At 70.1% G+C, this 22,328-nt stretch carries 18 protein-coding genes; 14 read left to right on the top strand and 4 right to left on the bottom strand.

The window, feature by feature from the left end; genetic code table 11:
• Entirely contained in the window at positions 1 to 1,512 is a 1,512-nt protein-coding gene (locus tag VGR06_RS04025) for an FAD-dependent monooxygenase (protein WP_327557571.1), read from the top strand.
• Positions 1,513 to 1,561: 49 nt separating this feature from the next.
• Here the strand turns inward: VGR06_RS04025 and VGR06_RS04020 are convergent, their stop codons facing one another.
• A complete protein-coding gene (locus VGR06_RS04020) occupies positions 1,562 to 2,785 on the bottom strand; it encodes a PP2C family protein-serine/threonine phosphatase (RefSeq protein ID WP_327557570.1) in 1,224 nt (407 codons plus the stop codon).
• A 164-nt stretch (positions 2,786 to 2,949) separates the two neighbouring features.
• Between VGR06_RS04020 and VGR06_RS04015 the strand changes: the two genes are divergently transcribed.
• Positions 2,950 to 6,717, top strand: coding sequence for a HAMP domain-containing protein (locus VGR06_RS04015; RefSeq protein WP_327557569.1), 3,768 nt, complete (start codon positions 2,950 to 2,952; stop codon positions 6,715 to 6,717).
• Positions 6,718 to 6,749: 32 nt separating this feature from the next.
• Here VGR06_RS04015 and VGR06_RS04010 read toward each other — a convergent pair whose 3' ends face one another.
• The gene (locus tag VGR06_RS04010) at positions 6,750 to 7,661 is read right to left on the bottom strand and encodes a sensor histidine kinase (RefSeq protein ID WP_327557568.1); all 912 of its coding nucleotides are present in this window, start codon (positions 7,659 to 7,661) and stop codon (positions 6,750 to 6,752) included.
• 80 nt (positions 7,662 to 7,741) lie between these two features.
• Between VGR06_RS04010 and VGR06_RS04005 the strand changes: the two genes are divergently transcribed.
• From VGR06_RS04005 to VGR06_RS03975, 7 genes are all read left to right on the top strand, one after another.
• Entirely contained in the window at positions 7,742 to 8,788 is a 1,047-nt protein-coding gene (locus VGR06_RS04005) for an aldo/keto reductase (protein ID WP_327557567.1), read from the top strand.
• Between the two features lie 129 nt (positions 8,789 to 8,917).
• The gene (locus VGR06_RS04000; RefSeq protein WP_327557566.1) at positions 8,918 to 9,697 is read left to right on the top strand and encodes an IclR family transcriptional regulator; all 780 of its coding nucleotides are present in this window, start codon (positions 8,918 to 8,920) and stop codon (positions 9,695 to 9,697) included.
• A gap of 351 nt (positions 9,698 to 10,048) precedes the next feature.
• Entirely contained in the window at positions 10,049 to 10,474 is a 426-nt protein-coding gene (locus tag VGR06_RS03995; protein ID WP_327557565.1) for an RNA polymerase sigma factor, read from the top strand.
• Positions 10,471 to 11,535 (top strand): hypothetical protein, encoded by a 1,065-nt coding sequence (locus VGR06_RS03990; protein WP_327557564.1) that lies wholly within the window; start codon positions 10,471 to 10,473, stop codon positions 11,533 to 11,535. The genes VGR06_RS03995 and VGR06_RS03990 overlap by 4 nt, the downstream gene beginning before the upstream one ends.
• A 429-nt stretch (positions 11,536 to 11,964) precedes the next feature.
• Positions 11,965 to 12,567: a choice-of-anchor C family protein gene (locus VGR06_RS03985; RefSeq protein ID WP_327557563.1), complete on the top strand. Its 603-nt coding sequence runs from the start codon at positions 11,965 to 11,967 to the stop codon at positions 12,565 to 12,567.
• A 9-nt stretch (positions 12,568 to 12,576) separates the two neighbouring features.
• Entirely contained in the window at positions 12,577 to 13,677 is a 1,101-nt protein-coding gene (locus tag VGR06_RS03980) for an aromatic ring-hydroxylating oxygenase subunit alpha (protein WP_327557562.1), read from the top strand.
• Between the two features lie 20 nt (positions 13,678 to 13,697).
• Positions 13,698 to 14,078, top strand: a complete 381-nt coding sequence (locus VGR06_RS03975) for a VOC family protein (RefSeq protein WP_327557561.1) — start codon at positions 13,698 to 13,700, stop codon at positions 14,076 to 14,078.
• Here VGR06_RS03975 and VGR06_RS03970 read toward each other — a convergent pair.
• Both VGR06_RS03970 and VGR06_RS03965 read right to left on the bottom strand, forming a co-directional pair.
• Positions 14,060 to 14,437 (bottom strand): DUF6285 domain-containing protein, encoded by a 378-nt coding sequence (locus tag VGR06_RS03970; protein ID WP_327557560.1) that lies wholly within the window; start codon positions 14,435 to 14,437, stop codon positions 14,060 to 14,062. The genes VGR06_RS03975 and VGR06_RS03970 overlap by 19 nt on opposite strands.
• Positions 14,430 to 15,359, bottom strand: coding sequence for a phosphotransferase family protein (locus tag VGR06_RS03965; RefSeq protein ID WP_327557559.1), 930 nt, complete (start codon positions 15,357 to 15,359; stop codon positions 14,430 to 14,432). The genes VGR06_RS03970 and VGR06_RS03965 overlap by 8 nt, the downstream gene beginning before the upstream one ends.
• Positions 15,360 to 15,427: 68 nt before the next feature.
• Here VGR06_RS03965 and VGR06_RS03960 point away from each other — a divergent pair, with 68 nt between their 5' ends.
• The 5 genes from VGR06_RS03960 (at position 15,428) to VGR06_RS03940 (ending at position 22,322) form a co-directional block, all read left to right on the top strand.
• On the top strand, positions 15,428 to 16,663 hold the full coding sequence (locus tag VGR06_RS03960) for an MFS transporter (RefSeq protein WP_327557558.1): 1,236 nt from the start codon (positions 15,428 to 15,430) through the stop codon (positions 16,661 to 16,663).
• The gene (locus tag VGR06_RS03955) at positions 16,660 to 17,367 is read left to right on the top strand and encodes a DUF5995 family protein (RefSeq protein ID WP_327557557.1); all 708 of its coding nucleotides are present in this window, start codon (positions 16,660 to 16,662) and stop codon (positions 17,365 to 17,367) included. The genes VGR06_RS03960 and VGR06_RS03955 overlap by 4 nt, the downstream gene beginning before the upstream one ends.
• A 42-nt stretch (positions 17,368 to 17,409) precedes the next feature.
• Positions 17,410 to 17,871 carry a MarR family winged helix-turn-helix transcriptional regulator gene (locus VGR06_RS03950; protein ID WP_327557556.1) on the top strand — a complete coding sequence of 154 codons (462 nt, stop codon included), beginning with the start codon at positions 17,410 to 17,412 and terminating at the stop codon, positions 17,869 to 17,871.
• Between the two features lie 3 nt (positions 17,872 to 17,874).
• On the top strand, positions 17,875 to 19,401 hold the full coding sequence (locus VGR06_RS03945; RefSeq protein ID WP_327557555.1) for a DHA2 family efflux MFS transporter permease subunit: 1,527 nt from the start codon (positions 17,875 to 17,877) through the stop codon (positions 19,399 to 19,401).
• A gap of 170 nt (positions 19,402 to 19,571) precedes the next feature.
• Complete coding sequence (locus tag VGR06_RS03940; protein ID WP_327557554.1) at positions 19,572 to 22,322, top strand: glycosyl hydrolase 2 galactose-binding domain-containing protein; 2,751 nt, start codon at positions 19,572 to 19,574, stop codon at positions 22,320 to 22,322.
• The last annotated feature ends 6 nt before the right edge of the window (positions 22,323 to 22,328 follow it).

Raw genomic sequence — 22,328 nt, 5'->3', positions numbered from 1 at the left:
ATGCCCATCGACGTCGTCATTGTCGGCGGCGGCCCGAACGGCCTGCTGACCGCGTGCGAGCTGGCCCTGGCCGGCGTCCGCCCGGTCGTGCTGGAGCGCCTGCCGGAACGGTCCACCATGCCCAAGGCCAACGGCCTGGTCGGCCGGGTCGTGCAGGCGCTGCACTACCGCGGCCTGTACGAGCGGTTCAGCCAGAGCCCCACGCCGCCGCACCCGGTGCCCGGATTCCAGTTCGGCGCGCTGCCGCTCAACCTGTCCACAGTGGACGACAACCCGATGTACATCCTGCCCATCCCGCAGCGCCGCATCGAGGAGCTGCTCGAGCAGCGCGCGCACGAGCTCGGCGTCGAGATCCGCCGCGGGCACGAAGTCGCCGAGCTGAGCCAAACCGGCGACGCCGTGACGGTCGACGTGCACGGGCCGGACGGCGCCTACCAGCTCACCACCCGGTACCTGGTCGGCGCGGACGGCGGCCGGAGCACCGTGCGCAAGCGTTGCGGCATCGGGTTCCCCGGCATCACCGACAGCCGATTCGTCGGGCGGGCGGGTCAGGTGGCCGTTCTGCCACCGGTGGCGCAGCAGAACGGTGAGCTGGAGGTGGTCGGGTTCGGCCGGCTGCGGCCCGCCACGTTCACCCGCACCGACCGCGGGCTGTTCGCCTACGGCATGTTCCAGCCCGGCGTCTACCGGGTGGCCGTGTACGAGTGGGCGGCGGAGTCGTTGCCGGACACCGACTCCATGCCGATCGAGGAGTTGCAGGCGGCGGCCGGCCGGGTGCTCGGCGGCCAGGTGCCGATGTCCGAGCCGCCGGACGGTCGGCCGGCCGCGCTGACCCGCACGACGGAGTCGAACTCGCGGCTGGCCGACCGGTACCGGCACGGCCGCGTGTTCCTGGTCGGCGACGCCGCGCACGTACACTCCGGGATCGGCGGGCCGGGGCTGAACCTCGGCCTGCAGGACGCGATCAACCTGGCCTGGAAGCTCGCCGCCGAGATCAGCGGCTGGGCGCCGGACGGGCTGCTCGACACCTACGAGTCCGAGCGGCACCCGGTCGGCCAGCGGGTGATCATGTCGACCCGGGCGCAGACCGCGCTGATCTCCCCCGGGCCGCACATCACGGCGCTGCGAGAGCTGCTCGACGAGCTGCTGCGCGACCCGGGCACCACCGCGCACGTCGCCGGCCTGATGGCCGGCGCCGACGTCCGCTACGCCCGCGATGACCACCCGCTGACCGGCGCCTGGATGCCGGACCTGGTGCTGGACAACGGAAAGCGCGTGGCCACCCTGCTTCACGCGGCCCGCCCGGTGTTGCTCGACCTCGCCGGCCGGGACGACGTCACGAAGACCGCGGCCGGCTGGTCGGACCGGGTCGACGTGATCACCGCGAGCACCCCGGAACCGCCCGCGGACGCCGTGCTGATCCGCCCTGACGGCTATGTCGCCTGGGCGGGAGAAGAGCTCGCGGGGCTCGAGAACGCGCTCAGCACCTGGTTCGGGGGGACCGTGCGATGAAGGGGGCCTTCCTAACGCCCGCGGTGAGGAAGGCCCCCTTCATCGCACCTCACTGGCCGGGGACGCTCTGGAGGGCGAGCAGCGCGATGTCGTCCCGGCTGTCACCGCCGGACCAGCGCTGCACCGCCTGGTCGACCCGGGCCGCCACCATCTCCACCGGGAGGCCGGCGCAACCGGCGAGCACCACCCGCAGCCGGTCGGAGCCGAACAGCTCGTCCCCGTCGTCCCCGCCCCGCGCCTCGGTGATGCCGTCGGTATAGAGCACGCAGGTGTCCAGCGGCCCGAGCTCGACGGTGTTCTCCCCGAACTCGGCCTTCGGCATGATCCCCACCAGCATGCCGGGCACCGCGATGGTGTCCACGATGCCGTTCCGGCGCAGCACCATCGGCGCGGGATGCCCGCCGGAGCTCAGCCGGAGCACCAGGGCGCCGCCGGCCCGCCGGTGCATCGACCCGACCACCACGGTGGCGAACTTGCTCGGGCCGATCCCCAGCAGTGCCTGGTTGACCAGCCGCAGCAGCCGTTGCGGGTCGTTCTCCACCATCAGCAGCGCCGCGAGTGCCTGCCGGACCCGACCGCTCAGCGCGGCCGCCTCGGGTCCGTTGCCGCACACGTCGCCGAGGGTGAACAGCGTGGTGCCGTCGCCCTGAGGGTGGATGTCGTAGAAGTCGCCGCCGACCGCGACCGGACTCGCCGCCGGCCGGTAGATCGCCGCCATCCGGATGCCCGGCAGCACCGGCAGCGCCGCCGGCCGCAGCGTGCTCTGCAGGTCCTCGGCGGCCGCGGTGAGCCGCTCGAACCGGTTCGCCGCGGCCACCGCGCGACCGGCCCGCTCGGTGAACGCGATGGTCATCTCGTCGCCGGGATCCGGCGCGTCCCGCCGGGCCAGCACCAGCGCCCCCGGTGGCGCCACGGCGTCGGTGGCCAGCAGCGACACGGCCGACACCGCGGAGTAGCGGGCGAGCGGCTCGGCCAGCACCCGGGGCAGCGCGCCGACCTCGGCCGGGGACAGCTCGGCGACCAGCTTCAGCCCGTCCAGCGCGGCGATCAGGCCCGGGGCCAGGTCCCCGGACGGGCGCCGGATCCGGCCCCGCGTGCAGCGCCCGCGGTGCGACCAGCGCCACCACTCCAGGCGGCCCCGCACATCCGGCAGGACCAGCACGGCGCAGTCGGCGAGGGCCGGCACGGCGAGCTCCACGACCAGGCTCGCGGTGGCGTCCAAACCGCTCGTACCAACAAGCCGGCCCCCGGCGTCGGCGAGAAATGCCAACACCTGGTCGTATTCTTGGCCGGAAGCCGGCGGACCCGCAGCCGGCGGCCTCGCCTTATGCACGCCAGCCCAATGTGAACCTCCTGACCGCTGGCACGGTCCGGTCGGACGTAGCGTATCCGAGTTCGTGCTCTAGGCCATCAGCGTGGCAGGCTGGAGTCCCGACCATGGCGGACCGGGAGGGTGTTGTGGTGCCGGATGGGTTGCTTGTCGCGTTAGAGAACCTGCGCGACGGGAATTTCAGCTACCGGATCGCGCCGGACGGCAACGGGATGCCGGCCGAGCTCGCGACCGTGTTCAACGACATCGCCGAACGCAACGAGAAGCTGGTCACGGAGCTGACCAGGGTCCGGGCGACGGTCGGAAAGGACGGCCGGCTCGACGACCGGCTCTCCCCGGATCGCGGCGGCGGCGGGTTCGCCGCCGCGGCCGACGCGGTGGACGGCCTGATCGAGGACCTCACCCGGCCCACGGTCGAGCTGAACCGCGTGCTCGCCGCCGTGGCCCGGGGCGACCTGTCCCAGCGGATGGAACTGCTGATGGACGACCGCCCGCTGCAGGGCCGGTTCGCCGACCTCGGCCGGACGGTGAACGGCCTGCTCGAGCAGCTCTCGCTGTTCGCGACCGAGGTGACCCGGGTGGCCAGGGAGATCGGCACGGAGGGCCGGCTGGGCGGCCATGCCGAGGTGCCGGGCGTCGCCGGTACCTGGCGCGACCTGACGGACTCGGTCAACTTCATGGCGAACAACCTGACCACCCAGGTGCGCAACATCGCCACGGTGGCCACCGCGGTGGCCCGCGGCGACCTGACGCAGAAGATCACCGTCGACGTCAAGGGCGAGATCCTCGAGCTCAAGAACACCCTCAACACCATGGTCGACCAGCTCTCCGCGTTCGCCGACGAGGTCACCCGGGTCGCCCGCGAGGTCGGCAGCGACGGCCGGCTGGGCGGCCAGGCCCAGGTGCCCGGGGTGGCCGGCACCTGGCGCGACCTGACGGACTCGGTCAACTTCATGGCCGACAACCTGACCACCCAGGTGCGCAACATCGCCGCCGTCGCCACCGCCGTGGCCCGCGGCGACCTGACGCAGAAGATCACCGTCGACGTCAAGGGCGAGATCCTCGAGCTCAAGAACACCCTCAACACCATGGTCGACCAGCTCTCCGGCTTCGCCGACGAGGTCACCCGGGTCGCCCGCGAGGTCGGCACCGAAGGCAAGCTGGGCGGCCAGGCCCGGGTCCGCGGCGTGGCCGGCACCTGGAAGGACCTGACCGACACCGTCAACGTCATGGCGGAGAACCTGACCGGTCAGGTGCGCAGCATCGCCGCGGTGGCCAGCGCCGTGGCCTACGGCGACCTGTCCAAGAAGATCACGGTGGAGGCCAAGGGCGAGGTCGCCGCACTCGCCGACACGTTCAACGGCATGGTCGACACGCTGCGCGCGTTCGGCGACGAGGTCACCCGGGTGGCCCGCGAGGTCGGCACCGAGGGCATCCTGGGCGGCCAGGCCCGGGTGCACGGCGTGGCCGGCAGCTGGAAGGACCTGACCGACAACGTCAACTTCATGGCCAACAACCTGACCAACCAGGTGCGCAACATCGCGCAGGTCACCACGGCCGTGGCGAACGGCGACCTGTCCAAGAAGATCGACGTGGACGCGCGGGGCGAGATCCTGGAGCTCAAGACCACCCTGAACACGATGGTCGACCAGCTCTCCGCGTTCGCCCAGGAGGTCACCCGGGTCGCCCGCGAGGTCGGCACCGAGGGCATCCTGGGCGGCCAGGCCCGGGTCAGCGGCGTGGCCGGCACCTGGCAGGACCTCACCGACAGCGTGAACCAGCTGGCCGGCAACCTGACCACGCAGGTGCGCGCCATCGCCGGGGTCGCCACCGCGGTGACCGCCGGCGACCTCACCCGGCAGATCGACGTGGACGCGTCCGGCGAGGTGGCCGAGCTCAAGGACAACATCAACCGGATGATCGGCAACCTGAAGGAGACCACCCGCACCAACCAGGAGCAGGACTGGCTCAAGACCAACCTGGCCAGGATCTCCGGGCTGATGCAGGGGCACCGGGACCTCGGCACGGTCGCCACGCTGATCCTCTCCGAGCTGGCCCCGCTGGTGAACGCCCAGCACGGCGCGTTCTTCCTCAGCCGCGCGACCCACAAGGGGAGCGCCACGCTCGAGCAGACCGCGGCGTACGGCCGGGTCAACCAGGTGCCGCCGAGGTTCGGCCTGGGCGAGTCGCTGGTCGGGCAGGCGGCGCTGGACAAGAAGACGATCGTGGTGAGCGACGCCCCGCCGGACTACATCAAGATCACCTCCGGGCTGGGCTCCACCAACCGGGTCAACGTGATCGTGCTGCCATTGCTGTTCGAGGGCCGGGCGCTCGGCGTGATCGAGCTGTCCACGGTGAACCGGTTCACCGAGGTGCACCAGGACCTGCTCGAGCAGCTCAAGGAGCCGATCGGCATCGGGCTGAACACCATCCTGGCCAACGAGCGGACCGAGGCGCTGCTGGCCGAGTCCCAGCGTCTGGCCCAGGAGCTGCAGGAGCAGCAGGACGAGCTGCAGCGCTCGAACACCGAGCTGGCCGAGAAGGCGGCGCTGCTGGCGCGGCAGAACAGCGACATCGAGGTGAAGAACTTCGAGATCGAGCAGGCGCGCCAGGAGCTGGAGGACCGTGCCCGGCAGCTGGCCATCGCGTCGAAGTACAAGTCCGAGTTCATGGCCAACATGTCGCACGAGCTGCGCACCCCGCTGAACAGCGCGCTGGTGCTGGCCAAGGTGCTGGCCGACAACGCCGAGCGGAACCTGACCGGCAAGCAGGTGGAGTTCGCCAGGACCATCTACTCGGCCGGTAGCGACCTGCTCCAGTTGATCAACGACATCCTGGACCTGGCCAAGGTCGAGGCCGGCCACCTGGAGCCGCTGCCCACCGAGGTCTCCGTGCGCACCGTGGCCGACTACGTCGAGTCCATGTACCGCCCGCTGACCGCCGACAAGGGCCTCGACTTCGAGGTGGTCGTCGACCCGGAGACGCCGCCCAACATGCACACCGACGAGCAGCGGCTGCAGCAGATCCTGCGCAACCTGCTGTCCAACGCGGTGAAGTTCACCCACAAGGGCACCGTCCGCCTGGACATCCGGATGGCGGGGCGGGACGAGGTCACCAACCCCGCCCTCCAGGCCGAGCCCGCAGTGTTCGCCTTCGCCGTGTCCGACACCGGCGTCGGCATCCCCGCGGACAAACTCGGCGTGATTTTCGAGGCGTTCCGCCAGGCCGACGGCACCACCAACCGCGCCTACGGCGGCACCGGCCTCGGCCTGTCGATCAGCCGCGACCTCACCCACCTGCTCGGCGGCGAGCTCGGTGTGGTCAGCGAACCCGGCGTCGGCAGCACCTTCACCCTCTACCTGCCCGCCACCGTGCCCATGCCCGCGGTCGTCCCGGTCGGCGTCAACGGCGAGTTCCCGGCCCCGCCCGCCGAACCCGCCCGCGCCCCGCGCCCGGCCCGCTTCCGCGGCGTGAAGGTCCTCATCGTCGACGACGACCCGCGCAACGTGTTCGCGCTGACCGCCGCCCTGGAGCAGCACGGCTTCGACGTGATGTCCGCGGACAACGGCGTCGCCGGGATCCGCGTGCTCGAACAGCACCGCGACGTCGCCCTGGTGCTGATGGACGTGATGATGCCGGAGCTGGACGGCAACGCCACGATCGCCGCCATCCGCAACATGTCGCTGCACGCCGACCTCCCGATCATCGCGGTGACCGCCAAGGCGATGCCCGAGGACCGCCAGCGCACCCTCGCCGCGGGCGCCAACGACTACGTGACGAAGCCGGTGGACGCCGAGCAGCTCATCGAGTTGATGGCCACGCATCTCGAGGAGGACCTCGGCGTGCCCCAGCAGGAAAGCGCCAGGACGATGTGACGCGGGAAGCAACGTCACGTTGCTTCCCGCGCTCAGGACACGTGCAGGCGGAGCAGGCCGGGGCCGAGCTCGACCAGGTCGCAGAGTTGGTGGATCATCCAGAGGCCGCGGCCACCGGGGGCGTCGGGGGGCGGGCGGCGCCGGCCGGCGAGGGGGTTGGCCAGCCTGCCGCTGTCGCGGATTTCGGCGATCACGCCGGGTCCGTTGCGCCAGAGGGCGATTTTGCCGAGGCCACCGCCGTAGCGGAGGGTGTTGGCGGCGGCTTCGCCGACGGCCAGCTTCAGGTCGGTGGCGCGTTCGGGGGTGAGGCCGGCGGCGCGGCCGAACTCGGCGGCGCGGCGGCGCACCATGTGCAGGTAGGACGGTCCGAAGGCCAGGCGTTCGGCGGCGGCGGGTTCGGGGCCGGCGAGGATGTCGCATTCGGCGTTGATCGTCAGGGGGTCGGCGTAGGGGGCGGTGCGTTCGCGGTTCAGCAACATCGGGTGGGTGCGTTCGGCGCCGGTGAGGGTGTCCGCGGTGAGGCCGGCGCGGTCGTAGGGGCACAGGACGGTGGCCGGGACGCCGGCGAACGCCAGGTTGATCAACGCCTCGTGCCGGGTGGCCTCGCGGATCTCGGCGGGTGAGCGGGAGGCCCAGATCGGCTCGCCGACGAGCCAGGGCCGGGCCGCCGCGTGGTGGTCGGCGAAGTCGGTGAGCGCGGCCAGGATCCGGCCCGGGTTCCGGCCCATCTCGGCCATGTTCACCAGCTGCGCGTGGTCGGCGTCCGAGCCGAGGTGATCGCGGAGCGCGGCCAGACGTTCAGGTGGGACGGCCACGAAGACGGGTGCACCGGCGGCGAGTCCGCTCCGTACGAAGCCGCCGACGCCGGCCAGGTACTCCTCCGGTCCGGAGTAGAAGAACGCGGGGTGGGTGAACCCCGTGTCCGACTGCTCCGCACCACTCACGCACATCACCCCAAGCCACGATAATCAGCAGGGTACGACCCGTCCCGCCGATCTGCTTGATCGCTCGCTAGCGTCGGGTCATGACGACTGAGCTCACCCCCGCGACCTACCGCCGGCTCGGCTCGAGCGGCCTGCACGTCTCCGCGATCGCCCTGGGCACGATGCAGTTCGGCTGGACGGCGGACGAGCAGACCTCGTTCGCGATCATGGACGCGTTCGCCGAGTGGGGCGGCACGCTGGTCGACACGGCCGATTCCTACAGCGCGTGGGCGGACGGCAACGCCGGCGGGGTCTCGGAGGAGATCATCGGGCGGTGGCTGGCGGCCCGCGGCAACCGGGACGACCTGGTGATCGCCACCAAGGTGCGCAGCCCGGGCGGGGCCAGGTTCTCTCAAGGCCGCACGACCCGGTACCAGCGGGAGGGGCTGTCCCGGCGGTGGATCCTCAAGGCCTGCGAGGACAGCCTGCGCCGGCTCGGGATCGAGCACATCGACCTGTACCAGGCGCACACGTTCGACCCGTACACGCCGATCGAGGAGACCCTCTCCGCGTTCACCGACCTGGTGCGGCGCGGCCTGGTGCGCTACGTCGGCTGCTCCAACTTCAGCGCCTGGCGGCTGATGGAGTCGCTGTGGGCTAGCGACGCGCGCGGGCTCGAGCGGTTCGTGTCGGCCCAACCGGAGTACAGCCTGGCGGCGCCGACCCGGGCGGACTTCGAGCGGGAGATCGCCCCGGCCTGCCTGGCGTACGGGGTCGGGGTGCTGCCGTACAGCCCGCTGGCCGGCGGCTTCCTCACCGGCAAGTACCGGCGGGACCAGCCGCTACCGGACAGCGTCCGCGCCGAGGGGAACAAAGGTCGGATGTCCGACCAAAACTGGGAGCTGGTCGACAGCCTGGTCGCCGTTGCCGAGGCGCATGCCGCGACGCCCGCTCAGGTGGCCCTGGCATGGCTGCTGACCAGGCCGTTCGTCACCGCGCCGATCGTCGGCGCGAACTCGGTGGAGCAACTGCGCTCGCTGCTGCCGGCGGCCGCACTCGCCCTCGCCGGGGACGAAGTTGACCGCCTGGACAAGGTTTCCTCCTGGCCGCGGGCCCGCACCGAGCTGGACGGGCACGAACCGTTCTAGGTCTAGCACGCTCCGCCACCTTCCGTAAATTCATCGGAGGTGTTAGCCTCCTCGCCAGTCGGTGGGAAGCAATGTGGCATTGCTTTCCTTCTAGCGCAGGAATGTCACATTGCTTTCCGGGGGCAGCAGATGAGCGGTCCGGAGCTTCGGCACCACAGCGGCACCCTGGAGCGCGGCCTCGCCGTCCTCGAGCATGTGGGCGCCCGCCAGGAGATCTCCACCAACGCCATCGCCACCCAGCTCGGCCTCTCCCGCAGCGCCGTCTACCGGATCGTCAACACCCTCAAGGAGCTGCAGTTCCTGGAGGCCGACCGGGTGACCGGCCGGGTGCGCCTCGGCGCGCGCCTGGTCGAGCTCGGTGTGCAGGCCATGTCCGCGACCGACCTGCACAAGGCGGCGCCGCAGTTCCTCGCCGCCCTGGCCGCGCGCAGCGGCGAAACGATCTTCCTGGCGGTACCCGACGGCGACGCCATGAGCTACGTCGGCAAGGACCGCGGCACGAACACGGTGATCCCGCATTGCCAGCTCGGCACCCGCCGCCCGCAGCACGCCACGTCCCTCGGCAAGGCCTGGCTCGCCGCGCTGCCCCCCACTGAACGCGTCGAGCGGGTGACCCGGATGCGCCTGGACCGCCTGACCCCCAACACAATCGTCGACCGCGCCCAGCTTCTCGACGAGCTGGACCGGACGAGCCGGCGCGGCTGGGCCATCGACAACATCGAGAACGAGCCGGACGTCGGCTGCGTGGCGGCCGCGATCCGGGACCGCACCGGCCGGCCGGTCGCGGCGGTGAGCATCGCCGGCCCGGCCGCCCGGGTACTGCTGCGCATCGCCGAACTCGGCCCGATGGTGGCCGAGGCGGCGGGCACTCTCTCCCGCCGCCTCGGCCACCTCCCCGCCGCGGGCTGACCAGGCCATGGCCCGGAACTGAGCCAGATGGTGGCAGTACCTGGTTCGCCCGTTCGGACGAAGATCGTGCCGTGGGTTCAACCTTCCTCGGTGTGGTTGGCCTGTATGGGGTGACTGGTCCAACGGAGAAAGGATGTTCCGCGTGCGCAGCACAGTGTTACTGGATGCCCGGGTGGTGGTGACGTGGGCGATCCGGACTGACGTGCCACGTCAGATTCGCGGGCAGGGGGTCTGATGCCGGCAGCGCCTGACGAGCGGAGCCGATCCGATGCGCGGTCGGTCCCGGGCCTACCGGAGCAACCTGACCACCAAACTGGCTATCAGGAGTTCTTCACTCGCTACTGGCGACCGGTGCGGTTGGCAGTAGCGCTGCGAGCCGCGGACGACCGTTTCGTTGACGATGTTGTTCAAGAAGCCTTTCTTTTGGCGCGTCATGACTGGAGCCGCATCAGGAACTACGACAAACCAGAGCATTGGGTCATCACGGTCGCCTGGCGGATGTTGCGGAAAATTCAGGCCAAAGATCGGTATCGCGTATCCTACGTCGAACCGCCAGCGATATCGGATCCAAGCTGCATCGTCGTGACGAATGAGCAAGTCTATGCCGCGGTGCGAAGGCTATCTCGACGACAAGGTGAGGCAATCATCCTGCAGATGCTGGGATACCCGGTCGCCGATAGCGCCAAGATCATGGGTGTCACACCGGCCACTGTGAAGACGCACCTTCACTTGGCGCGCAACCGCTTGCGTAAGCTCCTCCGGGCAGGTGCGGAGTGAACCTCGATAATTTGCTCAACTCGGTTGGGCAGGCGGCGTGGGCCTCGCCGGAGCCACTCGAAGTTAGGCGCGCCTATCGCCAACTTGACGAGGAGTATCAGTGGCGCGCTCAATCACCGGAGGCCATTCGCAGTTGGCGGACAGAGTTGGCGCTGCTGGCCGACGAGAATCATACGCAACTGTTGCGGCGCCGCGGCTATGAGGAGTTGGCCGGATGTCTCGATGGCAAAAGCGTCTCGACGACAACTGTTGACGAGGACGAGATGGAGATGCGCCGCGATTTCCTGGTTCATGCGGCCGCCGTCGCCGTCGGCGCATGGGTCCTTGGTGATTCCGGTGACATGTGGTCCACGCATGACCGGCCGCCTCCCGCGGGACGCATGGACAAAGGCCAGGTCGATCGCATCGAGTCGGCGGTGCTCACGCTGGAGCGACTGTTCGCTGAACAAGGCGAAGGTTTCAGCCAGGCGGCCGTTCATGCCGTACTCGTCGAGTCCACGCCGCTGCTGTTCGCAGGAGGTGCGGAGCGGCTGAGATTGCGGTTCTTCTCGGTGCTTGCCAGGCTCCACAGCCTGGCCGGCCGACTTGCCTTCGACCGTGATTCGATAGATAACGCCAGGCAACATTTCGGACGCGCACTTGAGCTGGCGAAGGCCGCCAACAATGACCTGATGGTATCGCATGTCCTATGCCGAGTAGGCAACATTTATCTGCAGGTGGACGCTCCTGACGACGCATTGAAGATGTTTCAGCTTGGACAGATCGGCGCACAGGAGACTGGCTCCTTCCTTCTCGTAGCGCTTATCTGCGCATTGCAGGGCTGGGCCTACGCATGCCTCGGCCAAGAGGATCAGGTGGCAAAGATGATCGGCAGGATGAGGGACGAGTTGGCCCGCATAGATCCTGCCGAACTCGAAAAATTTCGCGTGAAACCCGACTGGATGACGACAAGCCCGCGAAGCCTTTCGCTGTCCTTCGACGCGGTCTTCGAGCGCGAGCAGCGCCGCATGGACGGCGCCACCCGACTTACCCTCATCGAAGGGACGAGAAAGGCAAGTTGATTCGGCGGGTGGAGTTCGCAGTCTGACATCTCCCGATCCAGCGCGAGTCCGATGGTGTCGGCATCGGGGATTTCGCGCGTGAACCCCACCTCCGGTTTACAAGGTACCGATGAGGTTGGTCGCTTCCCTGAGGGTGCTGGCACCCGAGGGGTTGGTTGGGCGCGCCGGCCAAGTGGGTGCCGATTGGCACATAGCCAACCCTGTGCGGAATGCACGTTACGGGTATGTGTGGAACGACTGTGCGGGGCGGGGTCCGGCCGGAGCAAATATCGCGGCTCTCCGGCGGATCGCTTGTGGTGCATGGAGTCATTACGCTCGACCAGCACTGGCCTTACCGGATTGGGCGAATGATGAAAACACATTCCGAAGGCTGGCCGCAGGTCTGCCCGGCCTGAGCCACAAAGTTCTCGACACGAAAAGGAGACCATCGTGCGCACATTCCGGCGGCTGGTCGTGACGAGCATGTCAGCCGGACTTCTGACCGGTCTCAGCGTGGTCGCGGCCGCGCCGGCCCAGGCGATCACCGGAATTGGCAACGGGAGCTTCGAGACGCCGGTGGTCACGCCGGGCACGTTCCAGAATCTGGGGGCCGGCGCGTCCATCGGCGCGTGGACGGTCAGCCAGGGCCACGTCGACCTCATCGGCGCGGGCTTCTGGCAGGCGGCGGACGGGGTCCAGTCCGTGGATCTTGACGGCAGCTCCGCGCCGCTGACGGGCGGGGTCGCCCAGACGTTCACCACCGTTCCGCTGCTGAAGTACCGGGTGATCTACCGGCTGGCCGGAAACCCCGCTCAGGGCCCGACCGTGAAGACCGGCGAGGTCGTCGCGAACGGCGGCGTGATCCAGAGCTTCTCGTTCGACATCACCGGGAAGTCCTTCACGAACATGGGGTACGTGCACAAGGAGGCGCATTTCGTGGCGACCGGCCTTTCCTCAACCCTCGTGTTCCGGAGCACCACGGGCAGTGGCTTCGGGCCGGTCATCGACGATGTCGACGTGGAGAGCTGCCTGCTGGTCATCTGCCTCGGGTAGCGTCGGGGCGTGACTTCCTGGCCGGCCGCACCGCTGCCCGCCGAGGAGCTGGCGGGCGCGCTGCGGCCGTTCGGGGAGTCGACGATGCTGCCGGCGCGGGCCTACATCTCGCCCGAGGTGTACGGCTGGGAGCAGCGGCACCTGTTCGCCGGGACGTGGAGCTGCGTCGGGCGGGTCGACGAGTTGCCGACGCAGTACGGGGTCGTGGCCGGCGACGTGCCGGTGCTGCTCACGCCGGAGGGCGCGTTCGCCAACACCTGCCGGCACCGCGCTCACGAGCTGCTGCCCGACGGCGGGTCATCGGACCGGAACGTGGTGGTGTGCCCGTACCACGCCTGGGTGTACACACTGGACGGTCAACTCCGTGCCGCGCCGCGGTTTCCGGAGAAGCCGGCCGGCCATGACCTGGTCCGGCTCCCGTCAACCACCTGGCACGGCTGGGTGTTCGTCAACGCCACCGGGGACGCCGCGGACTTCACCGTCCATGTGGGAGCGATGGCCGGCCTGGTCGCGCCGTACGCGCCGGAGCACCTGAAGCTGGCCGCCCGGCACGACTACGAGGTGCGCGCCAACTGGAAGGTGATCGTCGAGAACTACCACGAGTGCTACCACTGCCCGCACATCCACCCCGAGCTGTGCGCGGTGTCGCCCCCCACCAGCGGCGACAATTTTGACCTGCCCGGGGCCTGGGTCGGGGGCGCCATGGACCTGCGCGAGGGGGTCGAGACCATGTCTCTGGACGGGCGCTCCGCGGGCGCTTTCCTGCCCGGCGTGGACCGGCGCCGCGTGCTGTACCTGTCACTGCTGCCGGACCTGCTGCTGTCCCTGCACCCGGACTACGTGATGGCGCACCGGCTGCGCCCGGCCGCGCCCGGCCGCACGCGCGTCGAATGCTCCTGGTATGTCCAGGACGGGGTGCCGGACGCGAGCTACGCGGAGGAGTTCTGGGACCGCACCAACCGCCAGGACTGGACCGCCTGCGAGTCCGTCCAACGCGGACTCGGCTCGCCGCACTTCCGCCCCGGCCCGTTCGCGCCCAACGAGGACGCGGTGCACCAGTGGGTCACCATGATCGCCGACGCGTACCGCGGCACGCCGCCGTGGTGCTGAAACCGGGGTACGTTGGCAGCATGGCTGTTCAGCTGAACCACACGATCGTCGCGGCGCGCGACCGGCACGTCTCGGCTGCCTTCCTGGCCGAGATCCTGGGGCTGCCGGCGCCGAAGTCCTGGGGGCCGTTCGTCATGGTCGAGGTCGACAACGACATCACGCTCGACTTCATGGACGCCGACGAGGTCACCTCGCAGCACTACGCGTTCCTGGTCAGCGAGACCGAGTTCGACGAGATCTTCGGCCGGATCCGGGAGCGTGACCTGCCGTACTGGGCCGACCCGTTCCACCAGCGCGCCGGGGAGATCAACACCAATGACGGCGGGCGCGGGGTGTACTGGGAGGACCCGAACGGGCACAACCTGGAGATCATCACCCGGCCCTACGGCAGCGGCCAGTAGCGGGCGGCCTCGGCCAGCGACGGGTACCCCGGGTTGTCCACGGCGAGCCGGGTGAGCACGCTGCGCACCAGGTGATCCCGCAGCACTTCGTCCTCAATGGACAGATCGCCGTCCCGGATCCGCTGCGCCAGCAGGGCGTTCAGCTCGCGGAGGTCGCCGTCGGCACCGGTGAGCGCGCGTAGCCGAGCATGCTCGGCGGCCAGGTCCGCGCCGAGCTCGCGCTCGACGATGCGCAGCACGCCCACCGCCACCGTGGTGTGAAACGCCGCCCGGCCCTCGAGCGCCGGGCGGACCTCGCGCTCGAGGAACTCGGCGACCGCGGCGATCAGCTCGGCGGCGGCCGGACGCTCGTCAAGCATCCTTGCCCTCCAAGGAAAGCAGCAGGTCCAGTTCCGCCTCGGCGACCCGGCGCCCGATGGCCGCGCGCTCCACCGAGCGGACCTCGCCCCGCAGGTGCGCACCGGACTGAAGCTGGCAGATCACGCCCCACTTCAGCGAGCCGAGCACCTCCCAGAACCGCACCCGGCCCGGGTCGATTCCAAGACCATAGGCGGCGGAGAACGCCTCCCGGGAGCCGAAGCCGCCCACCTCGCCGGCCCCGCCGAAGCGCCACGCCTGGATGCACAGCCAGCCGACGTCCTCCATCGGGTCACCGAGGTGGGCCAGCTCCCAGTCCAGCACTGCGACCAGGCGCCCGGCCTCGACGAGGAAGTTCCCCATCCGGAAGTCGCCGTGCACCAAGGTGACCGGCCCCGGCGGCGGCAGATGCGCCCGCAGCCAGCGGAATCCGAGCTCGAAGGTCGGCACCGGCGCCCCGGCCGACCGGTGCAGCGACTCCAGCAGCGCCAGCTGCTCCGGCGCGGGCAGCCGGGGCAGCCCCGGCACCGTACCCACCGTGTGAATCCGCCGCAGCGCCGCCGCGCAGTCGCCGGCCAGCTCAGCCGTCGGTCCGCGGAGCACCCGGCGCGGGATGGCCTCGCCCGGCAACCGCTCCATGACGTACCCACCGTCGAAAGTGGCCACCACCCGGGCCACCGGCACACCCGCGTCGAAGGCCGCCCGCTGCACGAGCGACTCCATCCGGGCGTCGAGGCCGAGACCGCCCACCCCGGAGCCCCGGCGCACGATCAACCCGTGCGCGGTTCCGGCACCGTCGGTGACGTCCACCGACCAGGTCTCCGCGGACGCGCCTCCGGTCAGCGGCGCCATCCGCTCGACCGTGACCGGTGCCGGGAGCACCGGGGCCAGCACCGTGGCCACCGTCGCGGCGTCCAGCGCCATCAGGAGAAACGAACCGTGGCCGGCATGGGCTCTAATGTACGGTGTTGACTTTGCCTGGGAGGTGGGTCATGAGCAGCCGTTTTGTTCCGCCGGCGGGGCCGCCGCGGATGCTGGCGCTGGCCCAGCTCACCAACTCCATCGGGGACGGCGCGTACTACGTCTGCTCCGCCCTGTACTTCACCCGGATCATCGGGCTGTCCCCGACCCAGGTCGGGCTCGGGCTGACGCTCGGCTGGGCGGTCGGGTCGTTCGCCGGTGTGCCGCTCGGGCACCTGGCCGACCGGCGCGGTCCGCGCGGGACGGCCGTACTGCTGGCCCTGGCGACCGGCGCGGCGGTGGCGCTGTTCCTCATGGTGCGCTCGTTCGTGCCGTTCCTGGTCGCCGCCTGCCTGTACACCAGCTGCCAGTGCGGGCTGGGCGCGGCCCGGCAGGCACTGCTCGCCGGCCTGGTGGAGGCGACGGCGCGCACCCGGACCCGGGCCTACCTGCAGGCCACCACGAACGCGGGGATCGCCATCGGCGCGGCGCTCGGCGGGGCGGCCCTGCAGTTCGACACCCGCGGCGCCTATCTCGCGGCGTTCGCCGTCGACGCGGTGAGCTTCCTGGCCTCGGCACTCGTCCTGCTCCGGCTGCCGGCCGTGCCGGGGGCGCCGCCCGCGCCGCACGGCGAACCGGCGCTCGCGGTGCTCCGTGACAAGCCGTACGCCGCGATCTCCGCGCTCAATATGATCATGTTGCTGTACATGCCGATGCTCAGCTTGATCCTGCCGCTGTGGATCGTGCAGTGGACGGTCGCGCCGCGCTGGATGGTCGGCGCGCTGCTGGTGCTCAACACCGTGGCGGTGGTGCTGTTCCAGGTCCGGGTGGCCCGGCGGGTGACCGGCCTGGCCAGCGCCACCCGGCTGGTGCGCTACGCCGGCCTGTTCCTGCTCGCGGCCTGCGCGGTGTTCGCGCTCTCCACCGTGGGCACCTCGAGCTGGCTGGCCGGCCTGGTGCTGGTCGTGGGTGCCGGGCTGCAGGTGGTCGGCGAGATGCTGCTGGCGTCCGGCTCCTGGGAGATCAGCTTCGGCCTGGCGCCACCCGACAAGCACGGCCAGTACCAGGGCTTCTTCGGCACCGGCGTGTCGGTGGCCAGGATGCTCGGCCCGCTGCTGCTCACCGCGCTGATCATCACCTGGGGCGCGCCGGGCTGGCTGGTGCTCGGCGGGTTGTTCGTGCTGGCCGCGGTGGCAATGACCCCGGCCGTCCGGTGGGCCGAGCGGACCCGGCAACCGGCGGAGATGCCGCTAACATCGGGGCGATGACAGGGAGTATCAGCGAGGTCATCGTCCGGATGCGGGACATCGAGGAATCGACCGACCCGCGGGACGGGGTTCGCTGGTTCAACTGGGTGTACCGGCTGACCACCGAGCGGATCCAGGAGCGGCTCCGGGACGGGTTCTTCGCCGACGCCCGGTTCACCGAGCACCTCGACGTGGTCTTCGCCGACCGGTACTTCGCCGCGGTCGACGACGCCGCGGCGGGCCGGCGGGTGGACGCGGCCTGGCGACCGCTGTTCAAGCAGCGCGCGGACCGCCGGGTGCATGCCGCGCAGTTCGTGGTCGCCGGCATGAACGCGCACATCAACCACGATCTGGCGCTCGCCGTCGTGGACACCTGCGCCGCCGAGCACACCGCGCCCGGCGAGGGCTCGGTCGCCTACGACTTCCGGCGGGTCAACGAGGTGCTCGAGGAGCTCGAGGCGGAGATCCGCCGGACCCTGCTGGCGGACCTGGAGCGCGAGCTCGGTGATCGCCTCGGCCCGTTCGTGCACCTGCTGAGCAGCTGGCGCATCGGTCAGGCGCGGGAGGCGGCCTGGGTGCGGGCGGAGGTGCTCTGGCGGCTGCGGGACGAGCCGCCGCTGTACCGGGAGCTGGCCGCGGTCTCGGCCAAGGCCGCCGGGATGACCAGCCGGCACCTGCTCGTTCCACTGCTCCCCGCCGAGACCGTGGTTGCGATCACACAATAAATGTGACGACACAGCAGTTGCTCGCAGGTTATGGTTGCGCCCGTGCAAGTAACTCGAGTGTCGGCTGACGCGCTCACCGGTGCGCTGATCCACCTCACCACGCACCTGAAGCGGCTCGGGGACGCGGGCAGCATGCAGCTCGCGGCCGGGCTGGACCTGCCGTTCTCCCACCTCTGCACGCTGTTCATCCTGGACACCAGCGACCACGAGCTGGCCCTGCACGAGCTCGCCGAGCGGCTCGGGCTCTCCGTGGCGGCCACCGGGCGGGCGGTGGACTCGCTGGTCCGGGCCGGGATGGTGGTCCGCAGGGAGGACGAGCACGACCGCCGGGTGAAGCGGATCAGCCTGGCCGACGCCGGCAACCGCCTCATCGAGCGGCTGAGCAAGGCACAGCAGGAGCCGCTCCGGACGTTCGCCGGGCTGCTCACCGACCGGGAGCGGACCGACCTGTACAACGCGCTGGCGCCGATCCTGTCCCGGCCGGAGTTCCGAGAGAAGGAGTAGGGAATGAGTGAGGGGGGCAGGCCCGCGGCCGCCTCAGGCGGCGCCGGGCTCGATCGGAGGTTGCTGGCCATCGGCTCGGTCGTGGTGCTGGGCGCGATCATGTCGATCCTCGACATCACGGTCGTCAACGTCGCGATCAACAAGCTGTCCGTGGAGTTCGACACGTCGCTGGAGACGATCCAGTGGGTGGTCACCGGCTATACGCTGGCGCTGGCCACGGTCATCCCGCTGAGCCGGTGGGCGGCCGACCGGTTCGGCACGAAACGGCTCTACCTGACCGCGATCGCGCTGTTCCTGGCCGGCTCGGCGCTGGCCGGCACCGCGTGGTCGGTGGAATCGCTGATCTTCTTCCGGGTGCTGCAGGGGCTCGGCGGCGGCATGATCATGCCGGCCGGCATGACGATCCTCACCCAGGCGGCGGGCCCGCAGCGGGTCGGCCGGGTGATGAGCGTGCTGGGCGTGCCGATGCTGCTCGGTCCGATCTTCGGCCCGATCCTGGGCGGCTGGCTGGTCGACGACATCTCCTGGCGGTGGATCTTCTTCATCAACGTGCCGGTCGGCATCGTCGCGTTCGTGCTCGGCCTGCGGATCCTGGACAAGGACGAGCCGAAGCCGACCGAGAAGCTGGACGTGCCCGGCCTGCTCATGCTCTCCCCGGGCCTCGCCGCGCTGATCTACGGGCTGGCGCAGGTGCCGAAGCACGGCGGCCTGGGCCACGCCGAGGTGCTCATCCCGGCGCTGGGTGGGGTTGTGCTGATCGGTGCGTTCATCGTGCGCGCGCTGCGCACCCGGTACCCGCTGATCGACCTGAAGCTGTTCGCCAACCGCACGTTCTCCGTGTCGGCCATCGCCATGGTGCTGTTCGTGGTCGCGTTCTTCGGCGCCATGCTGATGTTCCCGCTGTACTACCAGACGGTGCGGATGGAGACCGCGCTCAGCGCCGGGCTTCTCCTCGCCCCCCAAGGCATCGGCGCGATGCTGACGATGCCGCTGGCCGGGGTGATCGCCGACCGGTACGGCCCGGCCCGGATCGCCCAGACCGGCATCGTGGTCATCGTCGGGGCCATGGTGGTGTTCACCCAACTCGGCGCGGACACCTCCTACTGGCTGCTCGGCGGCGCGCTGTTCGTGATGGGCCTCGGCATGGGCATGACCATGATGCCGATGATGTCCGCGGCGCTGCGCACGATCACCAGGACCGACGTCGCCAACGCGTCCACGTCGCTGAACATCGTGCAGCAGATCGGCGCCTCGATCGGCACCGCGACCATGTCGGTGATTCTCTCCAGCGAGCTGGCCAACCGCCTGCCCGCCACCGGCTCCCGCGGCGGACTCGGTGCGGCACAAGGAGTTCCACCGGAGGCCCGGGCCACGATCAACCCGCTGATCGCCGACGCGTTCGGCTCGACCTTCGTGTGGTCGCTGGTCCTGCTCGCGGTCGCCTTCCTGCCCGCGCTGCTCCTGCCGCGCGGCAAGGCACCCGAGATGCCGGAGGTCGCCGAGGACGAGAAGATCCCCGTGGTTCTCTAGCCGGTTCGGGATGCGATGAAGGGGGCCTTCCTCACGCCCAGCGTGAGGAAGGCCCCCTTCATCGCCCTTGACCCCCGCAGGTGAGCCCTTGACGTCGGCCGGGGAGAGGACTAGACCTTATCTGTTAGTTAAGGTTCCTATCTACTAGCACCGGACTCGAGGGAGCCGTCATGCGGCAGTTCGCCATCGTCGCGTCGTTGGTTCTGGCGACCCTTCCGGTCTCGGGGGCGGGGGCGGAGCCGGCCGGGACGCCGGCCGGCGAGCTGGTGCAGGGGTGGAGGATCCAGTCCTCGGCGGTGGTGCGGGATGCGGGGGCGCGGGTCTCGCAGCCGGGGTATTCGACGGCGGGGTGGTTGCCGATCTCGCAGCCGGAGACGCTGATGGCGGGGCTGCTGGAGAACGGGCGGTTCCCGGACGTCTTCAGGTCCGACAACCTGGCCCGGGTGCCGGCCGACCAGTTCACGGTGAACTGGTGGTACCGCAACGAGGTGACGCTGCACCCGCGGCCGGGGCGGCATTCGTTCCTGGTGATGAACGGGGTGCTGTCGCGCGCCAACCTGTGGGTCAACGGCACCAAGATCGCCGATCAGGGCCAGCTGCAGGGGGCGTACTCGCGGTTCGAGTACGACCTCACGCCGCACCTGCGGGACGGGGCGAACGCGATCGCGCTGGACATGTTCCGCAACGACACCAGCGAGAACAAGGGTTTCCTGACGCTGGACATGGTGGACTGGAACCCGGACTCGCCGGACAACTGGACCGGGCTGCAGTTCGCCCCCGCGCTCGAGCAGGACGGCGCGATCTCGGTGCGCAACGCCCATGTGGTGCAGCGCAACGCGGCCGACCTGAGCAGCTCCGAGCTCACCGTCAAGGCGGACCTGCGCAACAACACCGGCGCCGCGGTGACCACCACGGTGTCCGGGGAGATCTCCCGGCCCGGCACGCTGCTTCCGTTCAGCACCAGGGTGACGATGCCGGCGGGGACCACCCGGACGGTCACGCTGCCGGCGCTGCGCCTGGCGCACCCGGCGGTCTGGTGGCCCTACCAGATGGGCGACCAGCCGATGTACCACCTCGCGGTGCGGGCCGACGCCGGCGGGACGCGGAGCGACGAGCAGGCCGAGGACTTCGGCATCCGCACGGTCACCTCGCACCTGACCCCGGTGGTGCCGGGCCGGACGCTCGCGCCGGACGGGTACCGGCAGTTCGTCATCAACGGTCAGCCGCTCGTGATCCGCGGCGGCGGGTGGTCGCAGGAGCTGTTCCTGCGCTACAGCCCCAAGAACATTCACGACCAGCTCAGCTACGTGCGCAACCTCGGGCTGAACACGATCCGGCTCGAGGGAAACTTCCCGCCGGACGACATGCTGCGGCAGATGGACCGGATGGGCGTCCTGGCCATGCCGGGCTGGCAGTGCTGCGACAAGTGGGAGCAGGACTCGTCCCGGTGGAACGCCCAGATCAAGGCCAGCGCGGCGAACCAGGCGGCGAACGTCGCGCGGTGGTTCCGCGACCACCCCAGCGTGTTCTGCTTCTTCCAGGGCAGCGACAACGAACCGGACCCGGACAAGGAGAAGATCTTCCTCGACGCGTTCCGGGCGGCCGACTGGGCGCTGCCGCAGATCGCCTCGGCCGAGTACAAGGCGTCCGCGCAGCTCGGGCAGGCAGGCGCGAAGGAGGGGCCGTACAACTACTCGCCGCCGAGCTACTGGTGGAACAACGGGCCGGAGATGAACCTGGGCGGGGACTTCACCAACGCCGGCGGCGCGTTCGGCTACGACACCGAGACCGGGAACGGCAACACGATCCCGACACCCGACTCGCTGAACCGGTTCCTCACCCCGGCCGAGCAGGGCCAGCTCTGGGATGTCAGCTCCACCAACGGAAAGGGCACCGGCCCGGACATCTACCACACCAGCCCCTTCGACGACTACACCGCCGTGGGCCGGCTCGGCCGCTACAACACTCCACTGTGGAACCGCTACGGCCACTGGTCGGACCTGGCGTCCTACCAGCGCATCGCGCAGGCCGGCGGGTACGAGGTGACCCGCGCGCAGTTCGAGGCCTACCTCGGGCACGCCAAGGACCCGGCCAACCCGAGCACCGGCCTGATCTACTGGCAGCTCAACAAGGCGTGGCCGTCCCTGCAGTGGGAGCTCTACGGCTTCGACCTCGACCAGCCCGGCGTCTACTTCGGCGCGCAGAAGGCCGGCGAGCCGGTGCACGTGATGTACGCCTACGACGACGGCTCCATCAAGGTGGCGAACCTGACCCGGCAGCGGCAGACCGGGCTGCGGGTCGCGGCGGAGTTCGTCGACCTCAACGGAACCACGCGCGCCACGCACCGCGCCGACGTGCCCGCACTGTCCAGTCAGGACGTTGCGACCGTGCTGCGCCCCGCGGTACCAACCGGCATCTCCCCCACCTACTTCCTCAAGCTCACCCTCACCGCCGGCGACCGCGTGGTCAGCCGCAACGTCTACTGGCTGTCCACCAAACCGGACGTGGTCGACTTCGCCCGGACCCTCGGCGAGGGCAGCGGCACCGAGTTCGCCCCGAACGGCTACGCCGACCTCACCGGCCTGCAAACCCTTGCGCCCGCCCAGATCCAGGTCACGGCAAGCTCCGCGCCCAGCGGCGAGGACATGATCACCACGGTCACCGTGCGCAACGTGTCGTCCCGCCCCACGGTCGGCTTCCAACTCCGCGCCGACGTCCGCCGCGGCACCACCGCCGGCTCCCCACTCCCCGGCGACAACCAGGTGCTCCCCATCCTGTGGAGCGAGAACAACCTCACCCTCTGGCCCGGCGAGACCCAGACCATCACCGCCCGCTACGCCGTCACCGATCTCCACGGCGCCACCCCCGTGGTCTCGCTCACCGGCTGGAACAGCGCTCCCCAAACGGTTTCGGCTCGGTAGTGGTTC

It is taken from the genome of Actinophytocola sp. (assembly GCF_036002505.1).
GTDB lineage: Bacteria > Actinomycetota > Actinomycetes > Mycobacteriales > Pseudonocardiaceae > DASYTH01.
Note: the sequence above shows the minus strand (reverse complement) of the source record. Positions and strands in the feature narration are given on the sequence as shown.